This window comes from Acinetobacter colistiniresistens, from assembly GCF_000413935.1.
Taxonomy (GTDB): Bacteria; Pseudomonadota; Gammaproteobacteria; order Pseudomonadales; family Moraxellaceae; genus Acinetobacter; species Acinetobacter colistiniresistens.
In genome coordinates, this window is sequence record NZ_KE340380.1 from 864,324 (window position 1) to 889,539 (window position 25,216).

Genomic DNA, 25,216 nt, shown 5'->3' on the forward strand with positions numbered 1-25,216 from the left:
CATCTCATGTGTTTATACTGTTAATCTATAAGAAATATTGCAGCGAAGTTGTCATGTAGCTGACAAATGGACTTATTTTTATAAAGGAACAATTGTGTTAGATCACATTTATATTCAACATTTACAGCAAAATTCATGGTTTAGTCATCTAGCAGAGCCCTTTCAGAATTTTATTATTGAGTATGGTAAGAAACAGATCGTTGAAAAAAATGCAGCCGTTTTTAGTGCGCAAGATAAGTTCGATGGTGTTTATGGGGTACTAGAAGGTTCAATCAGCTTGGGCTATATCGATGTAAATGGCAATGAAGCGATTGCTGCTATTGCAGAACCGATCATGTGGTTCGGTGAAATTTCCCTGATTGACCAGCAGCCCCGTTCGCATGATGCGATTGCACTGAAAAAAAGTGTCGTCTTAAAAATCCCCGCACAGCCACTGAATGATTTTTTGCTTAAAAATCCGTATTACTGGTATTACTTCGCCTTGCTGACCAGCCAAAAATTACGCTATGTGTTTTTAGAGCAAATCGCAATTCAAACCCAAAGCATTAGCCAACGTCTGGCACAACGCTTACTCTTTATTTTAGAAGGCTATGGTAACCGGGCTCTGATTCAGGATTTTAGTATCCAAATCTCTCAAGACCAATTGGCCAATATGCTGACAATCTCCCGACAGACTGTAAATCAGGAACTCAATTTATTTGAAAAACAAGGCATCATCCGTCTCGGTTTTAAAAAAATTGAAGTGATTGATATAGTTCGACTGAGAAAATTAGCGACAGTGGGGTATATAAAAGAACAATAGCAGCATGCGATTTGTATTATTGTTAAACAGACCTATGAGCTAAATTGCGCAATATCGCGTTAATCTTAAAGCTAAATTAAAAGAAAAAATCTCACTATAAAATGATACTTACAAATTAAAATATGTCACAAAATTATTGTGCTTTTTCCTTATAAACTCATCTAAATTAAGACTAAGCACTATCGCTTACTAAAATGCAGAATACAATCATGAGAAAAATCGCAACTATTCTAACAGCGGGCTTATTTACAGTATTAAGTGCCAGCGCATTTGCCTGCCCGAAAGGAACTCAAATCCAAGGTGGTACAGGACCAAATCATAAAGGTGGAAAATGTGTTGCAACTGGTGTAATGAAAACCAAAAAAGAAACAACCAAAGCAACCACTACAGCGAAACAAGAAGCGGTTAAAACCAAAGATACAACCAAACATGAAGCGATGAAAGCAGCAACAGATACCAAAAAAGCAGCGACTACGACAACGACTCAAATGAAACAAGACGCAGCTAAAACCGTTAAAACGCCTTAAGCTCAAGCAATAGCTTTAACCACTAAAAAGCGAGATTATTGATCTCGCTTTTTTATTGAAATGACGTTCTATCATCCACTATTCAAGCTACAAATCTAAGCTGGAATAAATTCCAAACGAGATGATTTCACTGTGAAGCTTTGGCTAATTTCATTTTTTTCACAATATTGTTAGCCTGACGCAATTGCTCCTTGGCGGCTAAGCGATCATTTATGAGGAAACACCATAATTTTCGATCTGAAATAGGTCTGTAAACCCCTTGTATAACCGTTGCAGGCTGTCCATCAATCATAACGCCTAAACCAATCATCTGATCAAATAGACCTTGATCTTGGCTTTGTGCATTTCTGTTGGCCAACTGATTAAACTTTTTCTGAGCAGAAGCTGAAATTTCAATTTCAACAACAGCCCTTCCTTCAACAAGAATCGCCTTTGCATTCATTAACTCATTGGCATTAAAGAAGGGTGACAGACTCACAAATCTAAATGAACTATTATTAGAAAAATGTACAGGCTTCGTCTTCGGCATTTGCACCTGATACACAAGATGGAAATCTACTTGGGCATAACTGGTGTTCATTCCCAACAAACCAAATAGAATCAAGAAAACCGATAAGATACGACGATACATTTTTCACTCCTACTTTGGCGAAGTATTACCCAAAGCAGGATTATCAATCGCATCTTTACATTGAGCTTTATCACGCTCGTAATCAGCCTGTTTTTGTGCTGATGCATTGGTATTATCTTTTACGTCACGTGCCCATGTATCCAGACTGGTCAGTGCTTTACGGCAAAGTGCATATTTTCCTTCGGTTACCGAGTCGGTCATTTTAACGTTGATCCGCCAATCGGTACTGAGCTGACGCAAAGGTTTTCTGACTTTCTCTTCAATCTCGGCAGTCTGTTTATTGTAAACAATCGGATCGATGTCATTAATCAACTTCCAAGCCGCATTGGCATAGGTGGTTGCATCATTATTCAGTTTCGGCGCAGGTTTGATTTCGACCTTTTCTTTTGGTTCAGTACTTGAGTTTCCACAAGCAGCCAATAAAAAAGTACTGCATAACAAGATTGCAGCTATACGAGAGTTTGGATTAGACATATCAAATTGCCGATGAAACATTTGGCCATTATGCTAGTCAATTTGGGAATAATTCTCAATGCTTGTTACTTATTTACTCAGCAGCCTACCTTTTATTCTAAACAATTGATTTTATATTTCTTGTTCAGCATAAAGTCAGACTTGCTCATATATAAAAAATTAAAACTTCAAGAAGGAAGAAAACCAGCATGTCACACATCAAGATTTATGCCTTACAACCCACGATTGAGCAGTTTAGACCTCAACTTTCTCATGCAATCCATCAGGCTTTGGTTGAAAACTTAAATTATCCTATGGAAAAGAAATTTCAGCGTTTTATTACTTTAACGATGGAAGACTTTATTTATCCCAATGATCGTAGTCAGTACTACCTCATTATCGAAATTTCGATGTTTGAGGGTAGAAGCATCGAAGCAAAAAAAGACTTGATCCAAAGCATTTTCACCAACATTGAACAGCAATGTTGAATTTCCCCCAAGACATTGAAATCACAATTTTTGAAACACCAAAATGCAATTGGGGAATCCGTGGTCAAAATGCGGATGAATTACAACTCAATTATCAGGTCAATGTTTGAACAGACAAATGCCGTCCCAAGTGCTATTTTTTGTCTAACAAAAACCATGTTTTTTGTGATATACGGGCTTAATTCAGTAAAAAGTTCTGCTATGCTTAAACACAAATTACTCAGGATAGGATTATTCGCATGAGCGTCACTCTTGGAACTCCACTTCAATCTTCTGCATTTAAGGTTTTACTGTTAGGTTCTGGAGAGCTTGGTAAAGAAGTTGTGATTTCTTTGCAACGCTTAGGTGTCGAAGTTCATGCCGCAGATCGTTATGATCATGCACCAGCCATGCAAGTCGCACATTATGCTTATACCCTGAATATGGCTGATCCAACCGAATTAAAACAACTGATTGAAAAGATCAAACCTAATTTAATTGTTCCAGAAATTGAAGCGATTGCGACCGAGGTCCTCGTTGAAATTGAACAGAGCCAAACTGCAACAGTGATTCCATCCGCTAAAGCCGTCAATCTGACCATGAATCGTGAAGGGATTCGTCGTTTAGCCGCTGAAGAGCTCGGACTACCCACCTCTGCATACCGCTTTGCTAATACCTTGGAAAGCTTCCGTGCAGCCTGTGATGACATTGGCTATCCAAACTTTGTAAAACCTGTGATGTCATCATCAGGTAAAGGTCAATCTCGTGTTAAGAGTTTTGATGACGTAGATGCGGCTTGGGACTATGCAATGCAAGGTGGTCGCGTTAACCAAGGTACGGTGATTATTGAGTCACAGATTGATTTTGATTTTGAAATTACCCTGCTTACCGTCCGTGCTAAAAACCCTGAAACAGGTGAAATTGAAACACATTTCTGTGATCCAATTGGTCACCGTCAAGATGCAGGTGACTATGTCGAAAGCTGGCAGCCACAACCAATGACGCCTGTTGCGCTGCAAGAAGCCAAACGCATTGCCAATAAAGTCACTGTTGCTTTAGGGGGCTGTGGTATCTTCGGGGTAGAACTGTTTATCAAAGGCGATAAAGTCTGGTTTAGTGAAGTCTCACCACGCCCACACGACACTGGTTTGGTGACTTTAGCCTCGCAATTCCAAAGTGAGTTTGAATTGCATGCACGTGCAATCTTAGGTTTACCTGTCAACACAGCACGCCATAGTGTGGCTGCAAGTGCAGTGATTTATGCGGGTGTTGATGCCAAAAACTTGAGTTTCACTGGCTTGAATCTTGCATTAGCCAATCCAAACACTGACCTACGTCTATTTGGTAAACCTGAAGGCTTTAAACGTCGCCGTATGGGTGTTGCAACTGCCCGTGCTGAAACAACCGATCTAGCACGTGAGTTGGCACAGCATGCTGCAGACCAAGTGAGTGTACAAACCAACGCTTAAGATGACCTTAGGTGATTATCATTACAACTTCCCCTCTGATTTAGAGGGGCTTTGATAGAAGACTCAGCTTTATGATCAAGACCTCTCCTTTGTTGAACTACGTCACCAGTCTTCATGATATTCAAGCCATTAACCAATGGCGTACGGATGTAGAAAAGCAATTACAGGAGAGTTATGAAAATGGACAGCCCATTCGTGATGTGATTGGCGCGCGTTCTGACTCGATAGATGAAGCTTTGATCTTCCTTTGGAACCACGCAGGCCTAGATCAAACTGAATTGGGTTTATTTGCAGTCGGTGGCTATGGCCGCCATGAGATGCTGCCTTATTCTGATACCGATATCATGATTTTATCTGAGGATGAAATCAGTGAAGAACAAGAAAAACTGATCTCGACCTTTATTTCATCCTTATGGGATGTCGGTAATTTCAAACCCGGCATCAGCGTCCGTACCATTCAGAACTGTGTCGAACAAGCGATAAATGACTTAACTGTTGCCACTACCTTGATTGAAGCCCGCCTCATTACAGGCAATCAACAATTAGCCAAATGGCCACGCCGTATTGTTGCGCAAACATGGACGGATCAAACCTTCTATGATGCCAAAATGGCAGAACAAGCCAAACGCTACGCACAACACAATAATACTGAGAGTAATTTAGAGCCTGATATCAAAAATGCACCGGGTGGTATTCGCGATATCAACCAAATCGGCTGGATCGCCAAACGTCATTTCCGTGTCAATCGCATCTATGATTTAGTCCATTTAGGCTTTATTACTGAGTTTGAATTGGGTGTACTGGAAGAAGCGGAAAGTTTCTTATGGGAAATTCGTACCCACTTACACCGTTTAGCCAAACGAGATGAAAATCGTCTGTTGTTTGAATATCAACGTGATATCGCAGCAAAGTTTGGCTATGTGCGTGAAGAAGGTCAGCCTGTTAATTTTGCCGTTGAACAGTTCATGAAGCGCTACTATCGTACCGCGCAGCAAGTTTCAACGCTGAATGAAATGCTACTCGCCTATTTCAATGAATCGGTGATTACCCCACGCCTGCCTGATTATGAACGTCATATCATCGACATCAATGAACGTTTTAAAATTGTCGATGGCAAACTCGCAGTGCAGCACCACAAAGTCTTTTCAGAAGAACCAATTGCCATCTTAGAATTGTTCTATCTATTGGCTAACCGTCCTGAAATTACCGGGATTCGTGCCCGTACCTTGCGCCTGCTAGTGCTTGCTGCAAAACGGATTGATCAACGTTTCCGTGACAATCCAGAACATCAAGCCTTATTTATGTCGATTATTCGCTCACCGCATTTATATGACACCATGGTGGCGATGAAACGTTATGGCGTGTTGGGTAATTACATTCCTGCATTTGGACAGATTACAGGATTGATGCAATACGACCTATTCCATATTTATACCGTCGATGCGCATACCTTATTATTACTCCGCAATTTAAGTCGCTTTAAAGAACCTGAATTTGCCAAAGAATTCCCAGTGGTCAGCTCTGTGTTCCAGCGTATCGCTCGTCATGACATCGTCTATATGGCCGCGATTTTCCATGATATTGCCAAAGGTCGTGGCGGTGATCACAGTGAGCTTGGCGCACTGGATGCAATTGAATTCTGTCGTACCCATGGATTTACCGAACGTGAGTGCAAACTGGTTGCATGGCTGATTAACAATCACTTATTGATGTCGCTTACTGCACAGAAAAAAGATATTTCCGACCCTGATGAAGTCAAAGACTTTGCCGAAAAAGTCGGTGATATGGAGCATCTCGATTATCTCTATACGCTGACAGTCGCCGATATTAACGCAACCAATCCGAAACTGTGGAATACGTGGCGTGCATCGTTGATGCGTCAGTTATATACCTATGCACGTGATGTGATTCGTTCAGGCTTGGGCCGTCCAGTTGATTATCAAATGCTGATTGAAGATACTAAATTTGCTGCCAGTGAGCTCTTGGTCAATGACTTCTCTCTCGCTGAAGTTGAGAAAGTCTGGCAAGAACTGGGGGATGAATATTTTGTCAAAGAATCCGCCAATGAAATTGCATGGCATACTCAAGCGATTTTACAACACGGCGATAATCCAGAACCTTTGGTATTATTACGTGCACATCGTAATGCGGCCGATGATGCGGTTCAGATCTTTATCTATACCCGTGATCAACCGAACTTGTTTGCCACCACGGTTGCGGTACTGGATCGCATGAATCTTGATGTTCAAGATGCGCGCATTATCACCGCTTCAACCTCATTCAGCTTAGATACCTACTTGGTGCTTGATCGTTTTGGTACTTTGCTGACTGACCCAGATCGTGAACGGAAAGTCAAAGCAGCCTTAGTCGATGCATTGAGCCATTCAGATCAATACCCGGGGATCATGCAACGCCGTATCCCACGCCATTTGCGTCATTTTGATGTACAAAATACCGTGGATATTGTCTTGAACCCGACGCTACAGCAGCACATGGTTGAAATCTCAACCCTCGACCATCCGGGTCTGTTGGCGCGTATTGGTGGTTTGTTCATGTTGCAAGGGTTGGATATCCATTCTGCAAGAATTGCCACGCTGGGTGAACGTGCGGAAGATATTTTCTTTGTCACCAAGAAAAATGGTGTCTTGCTCAGCGATGAAGAAGTGAAAACTTTTGCGGAAAGCTTAAAAGCCGCTTTAGATGAAGCATCGAATCAAATTTGTAACCCGTCTTAAATTTTATTGTTTGGTAACTGTTTAAATGAACTCTAGCTTGTCGTTATTGCATCCCTATCCTTTTGAAAAGTTAAACCAACTTTTTAAAGATGTGCAACCTGCCAATTTACCGTTGATTCCTTTATCGATTGGTGAGCCTAAACACCCAGCCCCAGAGTTCGTTAAACAAGCGATTATTGATAATTTTGCCCATTTATCAACCTATCCAAACAGTAAAGGCCTGCCTGAGTTGCGCCAAAGTATCGCACAGTGGCTTAGCAATCGCTTTAAATTGAATCATATTAGTGCAGAAGATCATATCCTGCCCGTTTCTGGTACACGTGAAGGGATCTTCTCTTTTGTACAGGCCTTGATTAAACGTGAAGATTCACCCTATGTGGTGATGCCAAATCCGTTTTATCAGATCTATGAAGGTGCAGCCCTGCTTGCAGGTGCAAAACCCTATTTTATTAACTGTACCGAAGAAAATGGTTACCTCGGTGACTTTGATGCAGTCCCTGCGGAAGTATGGGAAAAAACAGCATTACTGTTTGTGTGTACCCCAGGCAACCCAACAGGAACGGTTCTGTCAAAAGAGCAGTTTAAAAAACTGATTGCACTATCTGACCAATATGGTTTCGTAATTGCATCGGATGAATGTTATTCGGAACTTTGGTTTGATCAAGCACCGATTGGGCTTTTAGAAGTTTGTGCCGAAATGGGTCGTGATGATTATAAGAATTGCATCGTCTTCCATTCCCTGTCTAAACGTTCAAACTTACCGGGCATGCGTTCTGGTTTTGTTGCAGGTGATGCGGCTTTATTAAAACCATATCTGCAATACCGCACCTATCACGGTGCTGCGATGCCAGTACAAAATCAACTGGCGTCGATTGCGGCATGGAATGACGAAGCACATGTTGAAGAAAACCGTCAGCAGTACCGTGCGAAGTTTGATTTATTCCAGTCTGAACTTGGTCATTTATTGCCTTTACAAAAACCAGATGCCGGTTTCTACTATTGGTTAAAAGTGAACAACGATGAGACTTTTGCCAAAATGTTGATGGAAAAAGCACATATTAAGGTTTTACCAGGTCGTTATTTGTCACGAGATACGGAACAAGGCAATCCAGGTGAAGGTCATGTCAGAATGGCCTTAGTGGCTGATTTAGCCCAATGTGAAGAAGTAGTCAAACGACTGAAAGCAGTTTTGTAAAATTTCAATAAAAAGGCTAAATCCCATTGGAGTTAGCCTTTTGCTTATTTAGATCTAATGCTGCTTACCACTTATAGTTAACGCGTAAATCAACTGAACGACCAGCACCATAATAACAATAGAACGAACAAGCACTTACATACTGTTTATTTGTTAAATTGGTTGCATTGACCTGTACATCCAATTGCTTGTTTAGCGGATAACTAGCCATTGCATCCACCAAAGTATATGACTTTACTTTGTAGTCTGGATAATACTGCTCATCATTGGTACTTCCCACATAACGAACACCAGCCCCCAAACGCAATCCGTTCATGAAAGTTGAGTCTGTAAATAAATAGCTAAATTTTGCAGCAATTTGATCATTCGGAATTAACGGCGTACGAATGGTTTTCCCACCACCGAGATCCTGTTTTGAATCATTATGTGTATACGCCAATTGAGTAGACAAGTTATCCGTCAAATTTAGATCGGCCTGAAGTTCAATACCTTTATTGGTTTTTTTACCCGCCTGCGATTGCACATTGGAAGCATCGCTAACAAAGGCATTTTTCTCTTTTAAATCAAAATACGCTAGGGTAATTTGTCCATTTATCCAGTCTGGGGCATATTTAACACCCACTTCGTATTGTTCACCCTCATAAGGTTTATAAAAGCGTCCCTGTCCATCTTTACCTGTAGATGGCCTAAATGAGGTTGAATAGCTCAGATAAGGAGAAATACCCATAGGTGCATGATACATTACACCTGCATTATAACTGGTGTGATTAACGTCATAGGCTTTACTATTATCCACAGTCGATTCAGCCTTGTCATGACGCACCCCAAGATTAACATCGATAAGATCGTTAAAATTAGTTTGGTTACCAAGATAGACACCTAGCTGTTCTGTTTTAAGGTTGTATGGGGAACCTGTTACTGCAAAATCAGGCGTATGCACCGGATTAAACATATCGATTTGAGGAACAAAGCCAAACCCGTTATTCACCCCATCAATTTTGTTATGTTGGTAATCGATACCAAACATGACTTTATTCGAAACAGAACCAAAGTCAAAGTCTTTAACAAGACGGTTATCCACAGAATACGTATCAGATGTACCATTGGTATAAGAATAACCACGATTTGCCAAACGATTATTATCAGAACTCCAAGCAAATGTGGTGAGCTGATTTAAATCAAGGCGTCCCCAACGGAAGTTCTGACTTGCAATCAAACCATTCTCAAACTCATGAGAGAGTTCATAACCAATGGAAGTTTGTTCGAGTTTCGAATAATCTCTTTCAGGTTCGCCTAAATTTGTTTTAGGGTTAATTTTACCATAAGGCGTATCTAGTATTGTTCCATACAAAGGTAGAAAACCAGAGGTTGGCACACCATCTTTTTTTAGGAAACTCGTCAATAAAGTGAAATGAGTACGGTCTGTAATGTCCCATGCAACACTTGGTGCAACATAATAATGATCCATTTCTGAACCTTTTTGCTGACCATCAGCCTGACGGAACAAACCGACCAAACGATATCGTAAGTCGTCTGTCACTACACCACTATAGTCTGCACCGATTTCACGTTTATCCAAACTACCAACTGAATAAGTGACCTCACCTTGTGGCTCTAATTTGGGACGTTTTGATACTAAATTGACATTACCACCTGGTTCAGATGCACCATAGTTAAATGAGCTCGCACCTTTGACAATTTCCAGACGCTCCAAACCATATATTTCAGGTTCCCAAACAAAGAAGCCATTGGGTGCTAAGGCTGTTCCATCTAGTGTTTGGCTGGCATCGAAACCACGGATCTTAAACCATTGCGATTTATTATCTTTACCATAAGGTTGTGCCAATATCCCAGCTTCATAAAATAAGGCATTATCTAGTTTATCTGCGCCACTCTCTTTCAGCTGTTGCTCATCAATAATGCTGGTGGATAGAGGTTGTTTCAGTAATTCCCCGCCAGCTTTAGCAGCAGAACCAACAATAACGATTGTCGGTAAAGTCTGCGTTTCTGCTTGAGACTCTTCCGCGTAAACTGAGCTTACCCCGTAGCATGAAATACATGCCATCATCAGCACTAATGGCTTAATTTGTCTACCCATGATCTTTATCAGCCGACTTTAAAAAATCGAATAATAAATGAGAATTGATACGCTTTACACTATTTTTTACCTATCTGTGCCACTTAGTAAATTTATAGTTTTCTAGACTCAAGCACCATTAAAAATAACACCCTGAATTCAATAATGATAAATTCAATCTGTATAGATCATAGAACAAATCATGAGTTTTAAATTTTCCCGACAAATAAAATGCCCGCGATCATGATCATTAAACCACCAGAAATACGACTAACCACGGTTACTGCCAGCGGTCGTGTTCTCAGTATTTTTTTAGCCGCAATCCCGACCAGTACATACACCACGGCACAACTGAGTAAATGGACCATCCCCAATAAAATAATCTGAGTCGTCGGTGAAAATGCCATTTGAGGATGAATAAAGGGGGGTAATAAAGCAAAAAATAGCAATAACACTTTCGGGTTTAAACCACTAATACCAACCCCTTTAATTAACCATGAGCGTGCAGAATCTAAAGATTGTGTTGTATTACTCTCATTGGAGATAGTGGCAGGATGCATAAATAGCTTCACTCCCATCCAGAATAAATAACAAGCCCCCATGATTGTCATTACAGTGAGTAAAATCGGATAATGTTGTACCAGTGCACCCACACCCGCAGCAACACATAAAATTGCCATGAGGTGTCCAAGCACCAAGCCTGTGACCGCATTGAAAATAAACCGCCCTCGAATACCTGCAAGAATGGCATATGCCCAATCCGCACCAGGTGTTAAAACGAATAAAATCGAAACACACCAAAACGCAAAAATCACACTGAGTTCCATAAGCAACACCCTTCTCACTTCATAAATGCTATTTTCAACAGCCTTTTTTTTCACCATTTGGTGAAGATTGTTGAGAAAGGATATGCTTTAATGCTGAAAATGTTATTCTAAATACTTCTATATCTTCAAAGCCCAAAGGGAGATTCTTCTAAATGGATCGCATTGATAAGAAAATTATTGCTGAACTACAAGCAAATGGGCGATTATCTATCACAGAACTGGCTGAAAGAATCGGTTTAAGTCTGTCTCCCTGTCACCGCCGCGTCAAAGCACTTGAAGAAACGGGAGTAATCAAAGGCTATCATGCCGATTTGGAAGCCTCAAAAATTGGACTCAATTTCTCAGCCATTATCTTTGTCACCTTAAAAGATGGCGATAAAAAAGCCCTTTCCGCCTTTGAAGAAAAAGTCATTGAAATTGCCAATGTGATTCAGGCACAACGTTTATTTGGAAACCCGGATTATTTACTCCATGTTGTCGCCAAAGACTTGGCAAGCTTCCAGAAACTTTATGATGACAGTCTCTCGGCCTTACCCAATGTACAACGCCTCACTTCCACTATCGTGATGAAAAATGTGGTCTCCAATCGCTTATTGCCACTGTAAACTCCAATTGACCTTTGGGGAAAAATTAAAGGTGTGACTTTGATTCATTTCACACTTTTTAATATTCAAAACGAATAAGAATAGAGAGTTTATTAATTTTTTTATCTGCTTAATCGCTATTGACCAACTGCTGAAATCTTCGTCTATACTTAGCCATCAAAACTTGATGACTATGGAAAGATGACTTCTCACACTCCCAAGAAAATAAAGAAAAAGGGTTGGCTGATTTTAGCAATCGTTATTGTACTTATTATTGCTATCATCATTCTTTGGCAGACTGGGGTGACTAAAAAAACAACAGATACTGGACCACAAAAAGGTAGCACTACAGCGACACAGAAAGCGGCCTTGACTGTTACCGTAGCCCAACCTGAGCTACAAAACTGGAAACAGACCTTGACTGCAAATGGCAACATCGCTGCTTGGCAAGAAGTCGTCATTGGCAGTGAGCTCTCAGGCCAACGTCTGACCCGTGTCAACGTCAATGTTGGGGATGATGTCAAACGCGGTCAGGTCTTAGCCGAAATTAACAGTGATACCATTCGTGCCGACCTCGCTGTAGCGAAAGCAAGCTATGCTGAAGCTCAGGCCGTGCTGAGCGATGCCATTACCAATAATAAACGTATCCAGCAACTCAAAAATACTGGGGCAATTTCAGCTCAGGAATCAACTCAATATCAAACCTCTCAGGCCACGGCACAAGCACGTCTTGATGCAGCTAAAGCTCAGATCGAAAGCAATCAATTACGCCTAGCCCAAACCCAAGTGATTTCACCTGATAATGGCGTGATTTCGGCACGTACAGCAACTGTTGGCGCTTTAGCTCAAACGGGACAAGAGCTTTTTCGCCTCATTCGTGACCATCGTCTGGAATGGCGTGCAGAAGTCACAACTTCTGATTTATACAAACTCCAGCAAGGAATGGCAGCACATATTGTTTCACCAGATCCAGCACAGCCTGCTGTAATGGGCAAAGTAAGAATGATTGCACCTGTCATTGATCCACAAACCCGTTATGGACTGGTCTATGTTGATATTCCAACCACACAGGCAGTCCGTATGGGTATGTTTGTCAAAGGTGAGTTTGATTTAGGCCAAAAACCAGCAACAACCATTCCCCAAACTGCCCTACTGTTACGCGATGGTTTTTCATATGTGTTTATTGTTGCTAATAACAATCGTGTAAGCCAACAAAAGGTTGCCGTTGGTCGTCGTCTTGGTGATCGTGTCGAAATCCTGAATTTAGCTCCGAATGTCAAAGTGGTTTCGTCAGGCACTGGCTTCCTGACAGATGGAGATCTCGTCAACATCGTCAAAGAGATTCCAGACACCCCATTAAGCAAACAGCTTGTGACTGTACAGGAGAAATAAGATGAATTTCTCCGCTTGGTCAATCCGAAATCCTATTCCTGGCATTTTATTATTTATCATGCTCGGTTTAGCGGGCTTACTCTGTTTTAAATGGATGAAAATCCAGCAGTTCCCAGATATTGAACTGCCAATGGTTACTGTCACTGCCGCACTTCCCGGTGCAGCACCACCACAGCTTGAAACCGAAGTTGCACGTAAAATTGAAAATTCTATTGCAACCTTACAAGGATTAAAAAACCAATACACCAATATCAAAGATGGTGTAGTCACAATTACAGCCGAATTTCAGCTTGAAAAACCATTACAAGAAGCGGTGGACGATGTTCGGAATGCAGTTTCTCAAGTACGCTCCGATCTACCCGCCGATTTACGCGATCCCATTGTCAGTAAAATTAATCTCTCTGGCTCACCCATTCTGACCTATACCATTCAATCCCCAAAAATGGATGAAGAAGCACTATCATGGTTTGTAGACTATGATATTGCCCGTGCGATGCTACAAGTCAAAGGGGTTGGTGCAGTTTCACGTGTGGGAGGAGTAACCCGTCAAGTTGAAGTTGAACTCGATCCTGAAAAATTATTAGCACTCAATACAACTGCGACTGATATCACACGTCAACTTCGCTTAACCCAGCAAGATGCTTCTGGTGGACAAACCAAAATTGGCGGCAGTGAACAATCCATTCGGACGATTGCCACTGTCAAATCGGCAGCTGAAATCGGTGCCCTGGATATCGCATTGAGTGATGGTCGGCATATCCGTCTTGATCAGGTTGCAACTGTCCGCGATGGGATTGCTGAACGGCGTTCTGCAGCATTGTTAAATGGCCAACCCGTGATTGGCTTTGAAATTACCCGCAGCAAAGGTGCCAGTGAAGTCGATGTTCAAAAAGGTGTGATCGAAGCACTTGCAAAACTCAAAGCGGTACACCCCGATATCAAGATTACCGAAGCGTTTAACTTCGTGAATCCTGTAGTTGACAATTATCAGGGTTCGATGTCCTTGCTTTATGAAGGTGCAATTCTTGCAATCTTGGTGGTGTGGTTGTTCTTGAGAGACTGGCGCGCTACGATTATTGCCGCGACAGCCCTGCCATTGTCAATTTTACCCGCCATGATTGGTATGTATTTCTTTGGTTTCACCCTCAACACAGTCACGCTATTAGCCATGTCCTTGGTGGTGGGTATTCTGGTCGATGATGCGATTGTTGAAATTGAAAATATCATCCGGCATTTACGCATGGGCAAAACACCCTATGAAGCCGCCATGGAAGCCGCCGATGAAATTGGTCTAGCCGTCATCGCGACAACCTTTACCCTGATCGCCGTGTTCTTACCGACTGCATTTATGAGTGGTATTGCAGGTAAATTCTTTGTTCAATTTGGCTGGACTGCAGCGTTGGCAATTTTTGCCTCGCTCTTAGTTGCACGATTACTCACGCCAATGATGTCTGCCTATATTCTAAAACCTTGGATTGGGAAGGTAGAACAACATGATGAATCTACAACGGCTCAAACGATAGCCGATCAAGGAAACAGCAGGCTCGCCAAAGACCGTGCCAAAGATGGCAAAGTCATGCGCAGCTATATGCGCTTGGTGACGTGGTGCCTGAATCATCGCTGGGTCACCTTAGGTGGAGCAATTGCCTTTTTTATTGCCTCGCTGATGTTGATCCCATTGCTACCGACTGGTTTCGTTCCTCCACCAGATACAGGACAAACCCAAGTTCGCCTAGAGCTAACTCCAGGTTCTCAATTTGGAGACACCCTTAAAACAGCAGAATATGCACGCAACCTAATTAAAGATTATCCCGAAATTAAAAGCATTTATACCACCATTGGTGGTGGTGCTGCGGGAACAGATCCTTTTGCAGGTGGCGCATCCAGTGAACCACGTAAGGCCACCTTGACCATTCAAACCACCGAGCGATCAGATCGCAGTGCAAGCTTGCAAGATATTGAAGATCAAATTCGACAACGACTCGCTCCTCTTCCCGGCGCGCGAATTCAAGTGGGACTTGCAGGTAATAATGGTCAATATCAGATTGCACTCTCTGGAGATGATCCTGATGCACTGATGTCAACGGCTCGAAGCCTTGAACGTGAGCTGAGAACCATTCCCAATATTGGCAGTATCACGTCAAGTGCAGCCCTGATTCGTCCAGAATTGGTGATTCGTCCAGACTTCGCCAAGGCAGCAGATCTTGGCGTAACCACCTATGATATTGCTGAAACTTTACGAATCGCAACTGCAGGTGATTTTGATCAAAATCTGGCAAAGTTAAATTTATCTCAACGCCAGGTGCCGGTTGTGATCAAGCTTCCATTGGCTGCTCGACAGGATCAGGAGTTGATGAAGCGCCTCATGGTCAAAGGCAGTCATGGTCCAGTGATGTTAGGTAGCATTGCCGAGGTCAACATTGAAAGCGGCCCATCACAAATTGATCGCTTTAATCGCTTACGTAACATCAACTTCAATATTGAGTTGAATAATCAACCTTTGGGGGATATTGCCGCAAAAGTTGACCAACTACCAACCATGAAGAATCTGCCACCAACGGTTAAACGCACCAATATTGGTGATGCTGAGGTGATGCAGGAATTATTCTCAAGTTTTGGTCTCGCCATGCTGACGGGTGTGTTATGTATCTATGTCGTATTGGTATTGTTATTCAAAGACTTTTTACAGCCTATTACTATTCTGGTGGCCTTACCCTTATCGCTTGGTGGCGCATTCGTGATGCTACTATTAGCGAAAAGTAGCTTCTCTATGCCAAGCTTGATTGGTTTGATCATGCTGATGGGTATTGCCAGTAAGAACTCAATCTTACTGGTCGACTACGCCATCATTGCAAGGAACGAAAAGCATTATTCTCGCTTCAACGCGCTACTCGATGCCTGCCATAAACGAGCACGTCCGATTATCATGACCACACTGGCGATGGGTGCCGGGATGTTGCCGATTGCCCTCGGTATTGGCACAGATCCTAGCTTTCGTGCACCAATGGCAATCGCTGTCATTGGAGGCTTGATTACCAGTACTTTTTTATCGTTGCTGGTCATTCCAGTCGTCTATACCTTTATCGATGATATTAATCGCAAGATACACAGCATAAGGAAAACTGAACCCAAAACTGTTGAACCAACCCAATAAGTGTGAATAAAAAAGACGGTTTGAACCGTCTTTTTTTTATTTTGAATACATGATTAGCGCCAACATAAAGAATAGGAAACTGAACCCTGCTAAATAATATAAATGGTGCAGATGTCGATTTAACCCTGACAGGTAAATACTTGAACCGATTAATTGAACAATAGTGAGATTCCAGATCAACACCAAACCGACCATCCAAAAACAGACCAAAGCATTTTGAACAACACTAAACTGAGGGTAAATCAAGATTACCAATACCGTATAGAACATCAAATTTTTCGGGTTTAATAAGCTTGAAAGCAAGCCCGATAGAAACGCCTTCAACTCGCTGTTTTTTCGATGTTTCTTGATATGATACTCAGGCTGATTATTGGCTATTTTTACTGTATGTGCCAAACGAAAACATTGAATGGCCAGATAGGCAAAATAAACAACACCCAGCCATTTCAGTCCGATCAATAAGTCAGTATTCATCCGCCCCATCAGGAATAGGCTGTAATAAATCACAATTAAAATAATCGCATTGCCAAATGCGATTCCCGCACAGGTATATCTCGCTACCGTTTTATTGCTTTGTATGACTGTTTTTAAAATTAAAAAGAAATCTGCGCCCGGTGTTAGTAAAGCGATAAAATGAGTGATCGCAATCGTCAGAAAAAGCTCCATACATCCTCTCCCAATCAATGGAAGTCAGCTTAAAAAAGTGCCAAGCTTAATTCTTGTATGAAATTGCGTGAGTTAAGATTTTTTATAATATTGCTTTGGGGTTATCCCAGTATGTTGCTTAAAAACACGATGGAAATGGCTTTGATCAGTAAATTCAAGTTCATGCGCCAACTGAGCTAAATCACACTTTTCTCTCAACCGCTGCCGAGCCTGATTCACCTTGGCATTCAATTGATAAGCATGTGGTGTTAAACCAAAATAATGTTTAAATAACCGTATTAATGCATAACGGCTGATCTGCATCTTTTCAGCTAGATCTTGCAAGGATAAACCATCAATATTGCCCTCAAGGCACTGCAATAAATCAGGTAAATACTGCTGAAAGTAACGAGATGGGATGATTTTCTCCCAGTTAAAGTTTGGCAATAAAATATCAGTTAAAACCTGAATTAAATAATGCTCTTTTTCCAAGAGTGAGATTTGCGGATTAAATAAGATCGCGTTTAAACCGGAGAATGCACGATAGACATATAAGTTATTGATGATATTTGGCTTTAATTGGGGAAAGTATGATGTATCAACATTGATTTTTAGAAGTGTATTGTGTTGCAGCTCCTCAATCAATACAGCCAGCCATGTTGCATCCAGATGCATCATCTGATAACTCCATGCCTGATTCTGAAGAGGATTACAGGAATGTTCTACGTGAGCAGGAATGACAACAACACTCCCCGCCTGAATCAAACGATCTTGGACTAAAAAACTTGAAAAATGACTCTGCCCGGCATCAACCGCGCCGATTGAAAATGTCGGATGGCTATGCGACTTATAACAGATTCGACTTTGACATGCCCTACGTGTCTCAACATAAGGCATGTCAGGATGACTCCAAAACTCGACAGTTGAGTCCAAAATTATTCAAACCTCAACTCAAAATTTGCTCATTTACTTTTTCGCCAATGCCTTTTCAATATCAGCTTCTAAAGCATCAGGCTTCGTGGTCGGCGCATAACGCTCTAACACCTCACCATTACGCCCAACCAAAAACTTGGTGAAATTCCATTTAATATTACGACCTAAAAGACCTTTGGCTTCACGGGTTAAAAACCGGAAAATCACATGTGCTTCTGGACCTTTCACATCGACCTTGGCAAACATGGGGAAACTCACCCCATAATTACGCTGGCAATAGGCGCCAATTTCTTTATTGGTTCCTGGATCTTGCCCTCCAAACTGATTGCATGGAAAGCCTAAAACTTCTAAGCCTTGAGATTTGTATTTTTCATAAAGTTTCTCAAGTCCTGCAAATTGTGGGGTAAAGGCACACTTGCTTGCAGTATTTACAATGAGCATGACCTTGCCTTTATAATCAGCGAGCGCTTTTGTTTCTCCCTCTAACAATTCAGCTTCAAACTGATAAATATTACTCATGGATAAGTTTCCTCGTCGTTCTTTTCTTCTGTTTTAAGTTGTAATGATGCGGAATTTACGCAGTAACGCAGTCCTGTCGGCTGTGGACCATCCTCAAATACATGCCCCAAATGCGCATCGCAATCATGGCAGACAATTTCTGTTCTGACCATACCATGTGATAAATCTTCATGTTCTTCGACCGCAATGCTGTCAATTGGCTTGAAGAAGCTTGGCCAACCGCAACCACTATCGTATTTTGTATCCGAAGAAAATAATTCTGCACCACAACAACGACAGACATAAGTACCATGCTGTTTATTATTCCAATATTGTCCTGTAAATGCTGGTTCTGTGCCCTTTTGACGAGTAATGCGATATTCTTCAGGTGATAACTCTCTTTGCCATTCTCGCTCTGTTTTATTGACTTTTCCCATAACCTGCACCTTTTATTCTGTTGTTAAAACTATCTTGATGATCAGATTTTATATTTACGCCATTCACAAAAAAAACTCTAGTCTCAGTTCGTACAATTTAATGAATTTTCAGCACTAAAAAACAAAATAGCAAAAAGTAAGCAATTTATTTTTATAAAAGTAAGCAATTTTCAGCATTACTCTATTTTATGTGAGCAAATATGGTGTTATTCTAATTTCGCACGGTTATACAGGACAAAAAATGTCTCAGAAAAAAAGTGTGGTTTTCCAAAACTTATTACCAACTATCAGACAATATCAACAATCAGGTTTTACCCATGAAAAAATTGTTGAATTACTGAGAGATCAGCATGATCTAAATTTGGTCAGTGTCGAAACCTTTAAAAGTTATTTATACCGATATGCAAAAGTGAATCCAGCTATGTCTAAAAATACTGTTGTTTCCCCGTCTACCCAATCAAGCCGAGAAATTAAAAAATCATCTAAGCTTGAGCATGTTTGTTATGACATTCGTGGACCAGTATTACGCGCCGCCAATGAAATGGAGGAGCAAGGACACAAGATCATCAAGCTCAATATCGGTAACCCAGCACCTTTTGGTTTTGAAGCACCACAAGAAATTATTAACGACGTTGCTTTAAATCTTCCAAATGCGATTGGTTATACCGACTCAAAAGGGATTTTCCCTGCACGCAAAGCCATCTGCCAGTATTACCAGCAAAAAGGTGTTTTCGATATGCACGTCAATGATGTGTATGTTGGCAATGGTGTATCCGAACTCATCGTTATGGCGATGCAAGGTTTACTCGATGATGGCGATGAAATGTTGGTGCCTATGCCCGACTATCCATTATGGACAGCTGCCGTAAATCTGTCTGGCGGTACCGCAGTCCACTATAAATGTGATTCTGAAAACTATTGGTATCCAGATATTGCAGATATGGAAAGCAAAATCACGCCAAATACCCGTGGTATAGTCATTATCAACCCAAACAATCCTACTGGCTCAGTCTACCCACGCCATGTATTAGAACAAATTGTGGCACTGGCGAAAAAGCATGACCTGATTTTATTTGCCGATGAAATCTATGACAAAATCGTGTATGACGGCATTGAGCATGTCGCTGTTGCAGCTTTAGCGGGTGATCAACTGTGTATTTCATTCAATGGTTTATCCAAGGCCTATCGTATTGCAGGCTATCGTGCAGGCTGGATGGCAATTACGGGCAATAAAGCGCGTGCAGCAGACTATATCGAAGGTCTAGACATGCTGGCTTCTATGCGTTTATGTGCCAATCATCAAGCACAATATGCGATTCAAACCGCACTTGGCGGTTACCAGTCAATCAATGACTTGATTCGCCCGGGCGGTCGTTTATACGAACAGCGTAATATTGCTTGGGAAATGCTGAATGAAATCCCGGGTCTGAGCTGCGTAAAACCTGAAGGTGCAATGTACTGCTTCCCTAAGCTCGATCCAGCAGTTTATCCAATTGAAGATGATGAAAAACTCATGCTGGATCTTTTAAAAGCAGAAAAAGTACTCCTAGTACAAGGGACTGGATTTAACTGGCCTACACCAGATCATTTCCGCGTCGTGTTCTTGCCTGCTGAAAATGAACTTCGTGAAGCGATTAATCGCTTAAGCCGCTTCTTGGCGAAAATGCGTTAATGCATAATCCCCCTGAATTGGGGGATTTTTTTTATACTTAAGAGTCTGAATCTTGGGTCGCATCCCACTGTACTTCATATTCTTTCGATTTTTTTAAGTTTTTGTTTAAACCAAAGCCACCTTTTTCATATAAACGCGATAAATCCAGTAAAGCTTCATCTTCACCTTGCGCTACAGCCAGTTCATAAAACTCCGCTGCTTTCTTATAATTTTTAGCGACACCTTTCCCCTCTTCATAAATATAAGCAATATTCGAAGAGCCCAAACCATTTCCTGCACCTGAGGCCAAACTAAATAAGCGCAAAGCTTCTTTATAATCTTGCTTTAATCCCGCCTTTCCTTCTAAGTAAAAGATACCTAAATTGTTAATTGCAGAAGATTCATCTTGTTTCGCAGCCAATTGATAATAATGCAAGGCTTTTTTTAGATCTTGTGGTACTTCATCAGTCCCATCATTATATAAATGCCCCAATTCCGCTTGAGCCATGTCCAAACCAGCATCGGCCGACTTGGTCATCCACTCCACTCCCTTTTTGGTATTTACATTTACATGATCATCACCATAGAGATATAAATAACCTAGATAGTATTGTGCATAAAGCTGCCCCTTTTGTGCAGCTTGGGTATACCACTTTAAAGCCGTTGGATTATCTTCTTTTACACCCTCACCGTAGTCGTACATATAACCAACTGAAAAAATCGCATCCACATTGCCCTTCGCCGCTGCTTTTTTAAACCACTCAAGCGCTTTGCCGAAATCTTGATCCACCTCATTGCCATAATAATAAGCATCACCTAAATTATTTTGGGCGGTAGCATCACCTGCTGTTGCTTGTTGTACGAGTGCTTGGCTAAATGCAACATCATCTGCGTGACTCAAACTAAATAGACTGCTCGTTAATAATATTGAAAATACGATATTTTTTAATTTCATTATTTTTGCTCACATTGCTACATTTTTATGCAATCACATTCTAACGGCAAATCACCTCATGTAAACCAATATTTATATTTTCTAAAAAATCAAAAACTAATTTTGAATTTTTTATCAAAATAACAAAGCAGAGACACGGTTTGCCAAAATATTAAGCATGTCATTTTAACTTTGCATGCTAAACTATGCCTTGTTTTGAAAAAGGATAGTCCTTCTATGCGGTTTGTTCATCTCGGTATCCATACAGAATTTTCGATTACAGAGTCGATTGTTCGCATACCTGATTTGGTCAAAGCTGCCGTAAAAGATGAAATGCCAGCGTTGGCACTTACCGACTTATCCAACCTGCATGCAGCAGTCAAATTTTATGAAGCGTGTCTAAAAAAAGGCATCAAGCCTATTTTAGGCAGTGTCATTCGGCTCAATGATGCCGAACACCGTGCAACACTACTCGCGATGAGCAGTACTGGCTGGCTTAATCTCACTGAAATTGTGTCCCGAGGATTTATCGAAGGCCAACAACTCAGTATTCCCTGCGTACAAAAAGAATGGATACTTGAGCAATCCGATGACCTAATTGTCCTACTTGGACAACAAAGTGATGTTGGCAAGATGCTGTGCTCTTCCAACCCACAAAAAGCAGAACCCTTATTAGAAGCATGGATTGAAAAATTTGGCAATCGAGTGTATCTCGCTTTAACTCGCACAGAGCGTGTAGGCGAAGAAGATTTTATTCAGCAAGCGGTAAAACTCGCAGCCAAATATCAAATTGGTGTGGTTGCTCATAACGATGTGCACTTTGTTGAACAAGATGATTTCGAAGCCCATGAAGCCCGTGTTTGTATCGCAGATGGTTATGTTTTAGGTGATGATAAGCGTCCAAAAAACTACAGTACTGAACAATATTTTAAAACGGGCGAGCAAATGTCTGAGCTATTCTCAGACATTCCTAGTGCCGTGGAAAACACTTATCAGATCGCAAAACGTTGTAATGTTGCCCTCAAGCTAGGGACTTATTTCCTACCCGATTTCCCTATTCCAGATGGTTATACCATCGACACCTATTTCGAGCATTTATCTCGTGAAGGATTAGAGGAGCGCCTAAATCATCTTTACCCTATTGCTGAACGTGATGATGATTGGGCCGAGATTCGCAAGCCTTATGATGAACGGATCAAATACGAAGTCGATATTATCCTCAAGATGGGATTCCCTGGCTACTTCCTGATCGTCATGGACTTTATTCAATGGGCCAAGAACAATGGCGTCCCTGTGGGGCCAGGACGTGGTTCGGGTGCCGGCTCTCTAGTTGCCTATAGTCTCAAAATTACCGATCTTGACCCACTACGTTATGACCTGCTTTTTGAGCGTTTCTTAAACCCAGAACGTGTTTCGATGCCCGACTTTGACGTCGACTTCTGTATTGCGGGGCGTGACCGCGTTATTGAATATGTGGCACAAAATTATGGTCGCCAAGCGGTATCACAGATTGCAACCTTCGGTACGATGGCCGCGAAAGGTGCTATTCGAGATGTTGCACGTGTTCTTGGTAAGTCCTATGGTCTCGCAGACCGTATCTCAAAAATGGTTCCAACTAAACCACTCGGCGTGGATTTGGCTACAGCAATTGACATGGAACCACAACTCAAAGATATCGTCACCAATCCGTCCAATCCTGACAATGATGATGCCGCAGAAATCTGGGAAATGGCGCTCAAACTGGAAGGTATTACCCGTAATACAGGTAAACATGCGGGTGGCGTGGTAATTGCACCAGGCAAAATTACCGATTACTCCGCAGTATTATGTGATGCTGATGGTACCAACCGCGTTGCGCAGTACGATAAAGATGACGTTGAAGCAGCGGGTCTGGTTAAATTTGACTTCTTGGGTTTGCGTAACCTGACCGTAATTGAAGATGCCGTTCAGAATATTAATAAAAGAATCAAATCTGAAACACCTCTCAATATTGCCAATGTTCCACTAGACGATAGAGATGCCTATCTGGTCTTTGCTGAAGCAAATACCACTGCGGTATTCCAGTTTGAATCCGTCGGCATGAAAAAAATGCTCAAGGAAGCAAGACCAAGTAAATTCGAAGAAATTATTGCCTTCGTTTCCTTGTATCGTCCTGGCCCAATGGACCTTATTCCTGACTTTATTCACCGTATGCATGGTGGGGAGTTTGAATATCTGCATCCATTGCTTGAAGGTGTATTAGAACCGACTTACGGGATTATGGTTTACCAAGAACAGGTTATGCAGGCCGCCCAGTTCTGTGCAGGCTATACCCTTGGCGGCGCGGATTTACTGCGTCGTGCCATGGGTAAAAAGAAACCTGAGGAAATGGTTAAACAGCGCCAAATCTTTATTGAAGGTGCTTCGAAAAAAGATATTGATGAGGCAACAGCCAACCATATCTTCGACTATATGGAAAAGTTCGCAGGCTATGGTTTTAACAAATCACACGCTGCTGCCTATGCCTTGGTTGCTTACCATACGGCATGGTTAAAAGCACATTACCCTGCTGAATTCATGGCCGCCGTTTTATCTTCGGAAATGCAGAACACTGACAGTATCGTGTTCTTAATTGATGACTGCCGTAATAACAAACTGGAAGTACTGCCGCCTTCAGTAAATATGTCCTTGTATCATTTCCACGCCAGTGATGAACAAACCATTGTCTATGGCTTAGGTGCAATCAAGGGTGTCGGTGAGCAAGCGATGCAATCCGTGATCGATTCACGTATCAATGAAGGCCCATATAAAGATTTATTTGATTTCTGTCATCGTATTGATCTGAAAAAAATCAATAAACGAACCTTAGAAGCACTCATTCGTGCAGGTGCACTGGATTGTCTTGGTATTGAACGTTCCAGCTTAATGGCACAATTGCCAGAAGCGGTACAAGCAGCAGAACAGGCACGAAGCAACCGTGAAACGGGGATTATGGATTTGTTTGGTGAGGTTGAAGAAGTTCAACGTAAACCAGCGAAACCGGTCAAACCATGGTCAGATGAAGTTCGCCTCAAAGGTGAAAAAGATACCCTTGGCCTGTATCTTACAGGTCATCCAATTGATGTATATCGTCCTGAATTAAAATCATTTATTCCGTCAAAACTAAATGAACTTACCCCAACCCGCCGAGGCGTAACCACCGTTTTTGCAGGCTTAGTCGTAGATATTGCCAACTTCCCAAACCGTATCATGATCACGCTGGATGATGGTACCGCCCGGGTTGAAATCAGTTGCAATCATGAACGCTTCCAGCGTTATAAAGATATTGTTCGCTTAGAGCAAGTCGTGGTGATCGAAGGTGAAATTTATGAGCGCGAAGGCTTTGATCGCCCAATGGCTCGCTTGAGTAAAGCCTTTAGTTTAAATGAAATTCGTCAAAAACGAGCACAAAGTGTTCAAGTTCGTCTTTCTCAAGATTTAATGACCAAATCTTTAGCCAAAGATTTACGGGCAATTTTGCTCCCTTATTGTAATGTCGATATGTGCCAGCATATTGCCCTGCAAATCCAGCTTGAACAAAGCTTTGCTACGGCAGAACTTCATCTCGGCCCACAGTGGAAAGTCGCGCCTTTAGATGAACTACTGAGCAAATTACGTGATTATTTTGGTAAAGAAGCGATTTTTATCGAATACCAAGTAAAATCCAAAGCGGCAAAAGTCGCAGAAGCCCCGAAAATTGCGACGATCGCACCACCGCCGGACAATATGTCCATGGATGACGCACTTGATCTTTATCAAGCTGAAGTCTCTCAATATTCTTAATTTT

19 protein-coding genes and 1 pseudogene are annotated in these 25,216 nt (G+C 41.7%); 11 read left to right on the forward strand and 9 right to left on the reverse strand.

The features are described from left to right. Positions 1–94: 94 nt before the first annotated feature. Together F907_RS06095 and F907_RS06090 are read left to right on the forward strand one after the other, a co-directional pair. Positions 95–802, forward strand: coding sequence for a Crp/Fnr family transcriptional regulator (locus tag F907_RS06095; RefSeq protein ID WP_016652635.1), 708 nt, complete (start codon positions 95–97; stop codon positions 800–802). Between the two features lie 209 nt (positions 803–1,011). Beyond that, positions 1,012–1,329, forward strand: a complete 318-nt coding sequence (locus tag F907_RS06090) for a hypothetical protein (protein WP_016652636.1) — start codon at positions 1,012–1,014, stop codon at positions 1,327–1,329. Between the two features lie 127 nt (positions 1,330–1,456). Here the strand turns inward: F907_RS06090 and F907_RS06085 are convergent, their stop codons facing one another. Both F907_RS06085 and F907_RS06080 read right to left on the reverse strand, forming a co-directional pair. After that, on the reverse strand, positions 1,457–1,960 hold the full coding sequence (locus F907_RS06085) for a hypothetical protein (RefSeq protein ID WP_016652637.1): 504 nt from the start codon (positions 1,958–1,960) through the stop codon (positions 1,457–1,459). Between the two features lie 9 nt (positions 1,961–1,969). Next, complete coding sequence (locus F907_RS06080) at positions 1,970–2,434, reverse strand: hypothetical protein (protein WP_081401942.1); 465 nt, start codon at positions 2,432–2,434, stop codon at positions 1,970–1,972. 188 nt (positions 2,435–2,622) lie between these two features. Here F907_RS06080 and F907_RS0118080 point away from each other — a divergent pair. The 4 genes and pseudogenes from F907_RS0118080 to dapC all read left to right on the forward strand — a co-directional run bounded on the left by F907_RS0118080 (position 2,623) and on the right by dapC (position 8,279). After that, positions 2,623–3,011 (forward strand): annotated as a pseudogene (locus tag F907_RS0118080) (tautomerase family protein). Between the two features lie 120 nt (positions 3,012–3,131). After that, on the forward strand, positions 3,132–4,349 hold the full coding sequence (gene purT / locus F907_RS06075; RefSeq protein WP_171068386.1) for a formate-dependent phosphoribosylglycinamide formyltransferase: 1,218 nt from the start codon (positions 3,132–3,134) through the stop codon (positions 4,347–4,349). 71 nt (positions 4,350–4,420) lie between these two features. Next, on the forward strand, positions 4,421–7,084 hold the full coding sequence (gene glnD / locus F907_RS06070; RefSeq protein ID WP_016652640.1) for a [protein-PII] uridylyltransferase: 2,664 nt from the start codon (positions 4,421–4,423) through the stop codon (positions 7,082–7,084). Positions 7,085–7,109: 25 nt separating this feature from the next. Beyond that, a complete protein-coding gene (gene dapC, locus F907_RS06065; RefSeq protein WP_016652641.1) occupies positions 7,110–8,279 on the forward strand; it encodes a succinyldiaminopimelate transaminase in 1,170 nt (389 codons plus the stop codon). Between the two features lie 64 nt (positions 8,280–8,343). On the opposite strand, the gene F907_RS06060 is transcribed toward dapC, so the two are convergent. Both F907_RS06060 and F907_RS06055 read right to left on the reverse strand, forming a co-directional pair. Further along, on the reverse strand, positions 8,344–10,377 hold the full coding sequence (locus tag F907_RS06060; RefSeq protein ID WP_016652642.1) for a TonB-dependent siderophore receptor: 2,034 nt from the start codon (positions 10,375–10,377) through the stop codon (positions 8,344–8,346). A gap of 188 nt (positions 10,378–10,565) precedes the next feature. Continuing rightward, positions 10,566–11,183, reverse strand: coding sequence for a LysE family translocator (locus F907_RS06055; RefSeq protein WP_016652643.1), 618 nt, complete (start codon positions 11,181–11,183; stop codon positions 10,566–10,568). Between the two features lie 152 nt (positions 11,184–11,335). Here F907_RS06055 and F907_RS06050 point away from each other — a divergent pair, with 152 nt between their 5' ends. The 3 genes from F907_RS06050 to F907_RS06040 all read left to right on the forward strand — a co-directional run bounded on the left by F907_RS06050 (position 11,336) and on the right by F907_RS06040 (position 16,313). Further along, the gene (locus tag F907_RS06050) at positions 11,336–11,788 is read left to right on the forward strand and encodes an Lrp/AsnC family transcriptional regulator (protein WP_005240958.1); all 453 of its coding nucleotides are present in this window, start codon (positions 11,336–11,338) and stop codon (positions 11,786–11,788) included. A 180-nt stretch (positions 11,789–11,968) separates the two neighbouring features. Next, positions 11,969–13,159: an efflux RND transporter periplasmic adaptor subunit gene (locus tag F907_RS06045; protein ID WP_016652644.1), complete on the forward strand. Its 1,191-nt coding sequence runs from the start codon at positions 11,969–11,971 to the stop codon at positions 13,157–13,159. Between the two features lies 1 nt (position 13,160). Further along, on the forward strand, positions 13,161–16,313 hold the full coding sequence (locus F907_RS06040) for an efflux RND transporter permease subunit (protein WP_005271167.1): 3,153 nt from the start codon (positions 13,161–13,163) through the stop codon (positions 16,311–16,313). A gap of 36 nt (positions 16,314–16,349) precedes the next feature. On the opposite strand, the gene F907_RS06035 is transcribed toward F907_RS06040, so the two are convergent. The 4 genes from F907_RS06035 to msrB form a co-directional block, all read right to left on the reverse strand. Beyond that, positions 16,350–16,979 (reverse strand): LysE family translocator, encoded by a 630-nt coding sequence (locus tag F907_RS06035; protein WP_016652645.1) that lies wholly within the window; start codon positions 16,977–16,979, stop codon positions 16,350–16,352. 72 nt (positions 16,980–17,051) lie between these two features. Further along, positions 17,052–17,855, reverse strand: a complete 804-nt coding sequence (locus tag F907_RS06030) for an AraC family transcriptional regulator (protein ID WP_016652646.1) — start codon at positions 17,853–17,855, stop codon at positions 17,052–17,054. A gap of 69 nt (positions 17,856–17,924) precedes the next feature. Beyond that, the gene (locus tag F907_RS06025; RefSeq protein WP_005271174.1) at positions 17,925–18,410 is read right to left on the reverse strand and encodes a glutathione peroxidase; all 486 of its coding nucleotides are present in this window, start codon (positions 18,408–18,410) and stop codon (positions 17,925–17,927) included. Then, complete coding sequence (msrB, locus tag F907_RS06020) at positions 18,407–18,826, reverse strand: peptide-methionine (R)-S-oxide reductase MsrB (protein WP_005271176.1); 420 nt, start codon at positions 18,824–18,826, stop codon at positions 18,407–18,409. Before msrB ends, F907_RS06025 begins: the two co-directional genes overlap by 4 nt. Positions 18,827–19,067: 241 nt before the next feature. On the opposite strand from msrB, the gene F907_RS06015 reads away from it, so the two are divergent. Further along, on the forward strand, positions 19,068–20,498 hold the full coding sequence (locus F907_RS06015; RefSeq protein WP_016652647.1) for a pyridoxal phosphate-dependent aminotransferase: 1,431 nt from the start codon (positions 19,068–19,070) through the stop codon (positions 20,496–20,498). Between the two features lie 37 nt (positions 20,499–20,535). Here the strand turns inward: F907_RS06015 and F907_RS06010 are convergent, their stop codons facing one another. Continuing rightward, positions 20,536–21,432, reverse strand: coding sequence for a tetratricopeptide repeat protein (locus tag F907_RS06010; protein ID WP_016652648.1), 897 nt, complete (start codon positions 21,430–21,432; stop codon positions 20,536–20,538). A gap of 216 nt (positions 21,433–21,648) precedes the next feature. Between F907_RS06010 and dnaE the strand changes: the two genes are divergently transcribed. Beyond that, complete coding sequence (dnaE, locus tag F907_RS06005; protein ID WP_016652649.1) at positions 21,649–25,212, forward strand: DNA polymerase III subunit alpha; 3,564 nt, start codon at positions 21,649–21,651, stop codon at positions 25,210–25,212. Positions 25,213–25,216: the final 4 nt, after the last annotated feature.

Bases quoted from the DNA above. Each gene is read 5' to 3' on its own strand.
- F907_RS06085 (WP_016652637.1), bottom strand. From the start codon at position 1,960: ATGTATCGTCGTATCTTATCGGTTTTCTTGATTCTATTTGGTTTGTTG.
- F907_RS06040 (WP_005271167.1), top strand. From the start codon at position 13,161: ATGAATTTCTCCGCTTGGTCAATCCGAAATCCTATTCCTGGCATTTTA.
- dnaE (WP_016652649.1), top strand. From the start codon at position 21,649: ATGCGGTTTGTTCATCTCGGTATCCATACAGAATTTTCGATTACAGAG.
- F907_RS06080 (WP_081401942.1), bottom strand. From the start codon at position 2,434: ATGTCTAATCCAAACTCTCGTATAGCTGCAATCTTGTTATGCAGTACT.
- dapC (WP_016652641.1), top strand. From the start codon at position 7,110: ATGAACTCTAGCTTGTCGTTATTGCATCCCTATCCTTTTGAAAAGTTA.
- glnD (WP_016652640.1), top strand. From the start codon at position 4,421: ATGATCAAGACCTCTCCTTTGTTGAACTACGTCACCAGTCTTCATGAT.
- F907_RS06050 (WP_005240958.1), top strand. From the start codon at position 11,336: ATGGATCGCATTGATAAGAAAATTATTGCTGAACTACAAGCAAATGGG.
- F907_RS06060 (WP_016652642.1), bottom strand. From the start codon at position 10,377: ATGGGTAGACAAATTAAGCCATTAGTGCTGATGATGGCATGTATTTCA.
- msrB (WP_005271176.1), bottom strand. From the start codon at position 18,826: ATGGGAAAAGTCAATAAAACAGAGCGAGAATGGCAAAGAGAGTTATCA.
- F907_RS06025 (WP_005271174.1), bottom strand. From the start codon at position 18,410: ATGAGTAATATTTATCAGTTTGAAGCTGAATTGTTAGAGGGAGAAACA.
- F907_RS06010 (WP_016652648.1), bottom strand. From the start codon at position 21,432: ATGAAATTAAAAAATATCGTATTTTCAATATTATTAACGAGCAGTCTA.
- F907_RS06030 (WP_016652646.1), bottom strand. From the start codon at position 17,855: ATGCCTTATGTTGAGACACGTAGGGCATGTCAAAGTCGAATCTGTTAT.
- F907_RS06090 (WP_016652636.1), top strand. From the start codon at position 1,012: ATGAGAAAAATCGCAACTATTCTAACAGCGGGCTTATTTACAGTATTA.
- F907_RS06045 (WP_016652644.1), top strand. From the start codon at position 11,969: ATGACTTCTCACACTCCCAAGAAAATAAAGAAAAAGGGTTGGCTGATT.
- F907_RS06015 (WP_016652647.1), top strand. From the start codon at position 19,068: ATGTCTCAGAAAAAAAGTGTGGTTTTCCAAAACTTATTACCAACTATC.
- F907_RS06055 (WP_016652643.1), bottom strand. From the start codon at position 11,183: ATGGAACTCAGTGTGATTTTTGCGTTTTGGTGTGTTTCGATTTTATTC.
- F907_RS06035 (WP_016652645.1), bottom strand. From the start codon at position 16,979: ATGGAGCTTTTTCTGACGATTGCGATCACTCATTTTATCGCTTTACTA.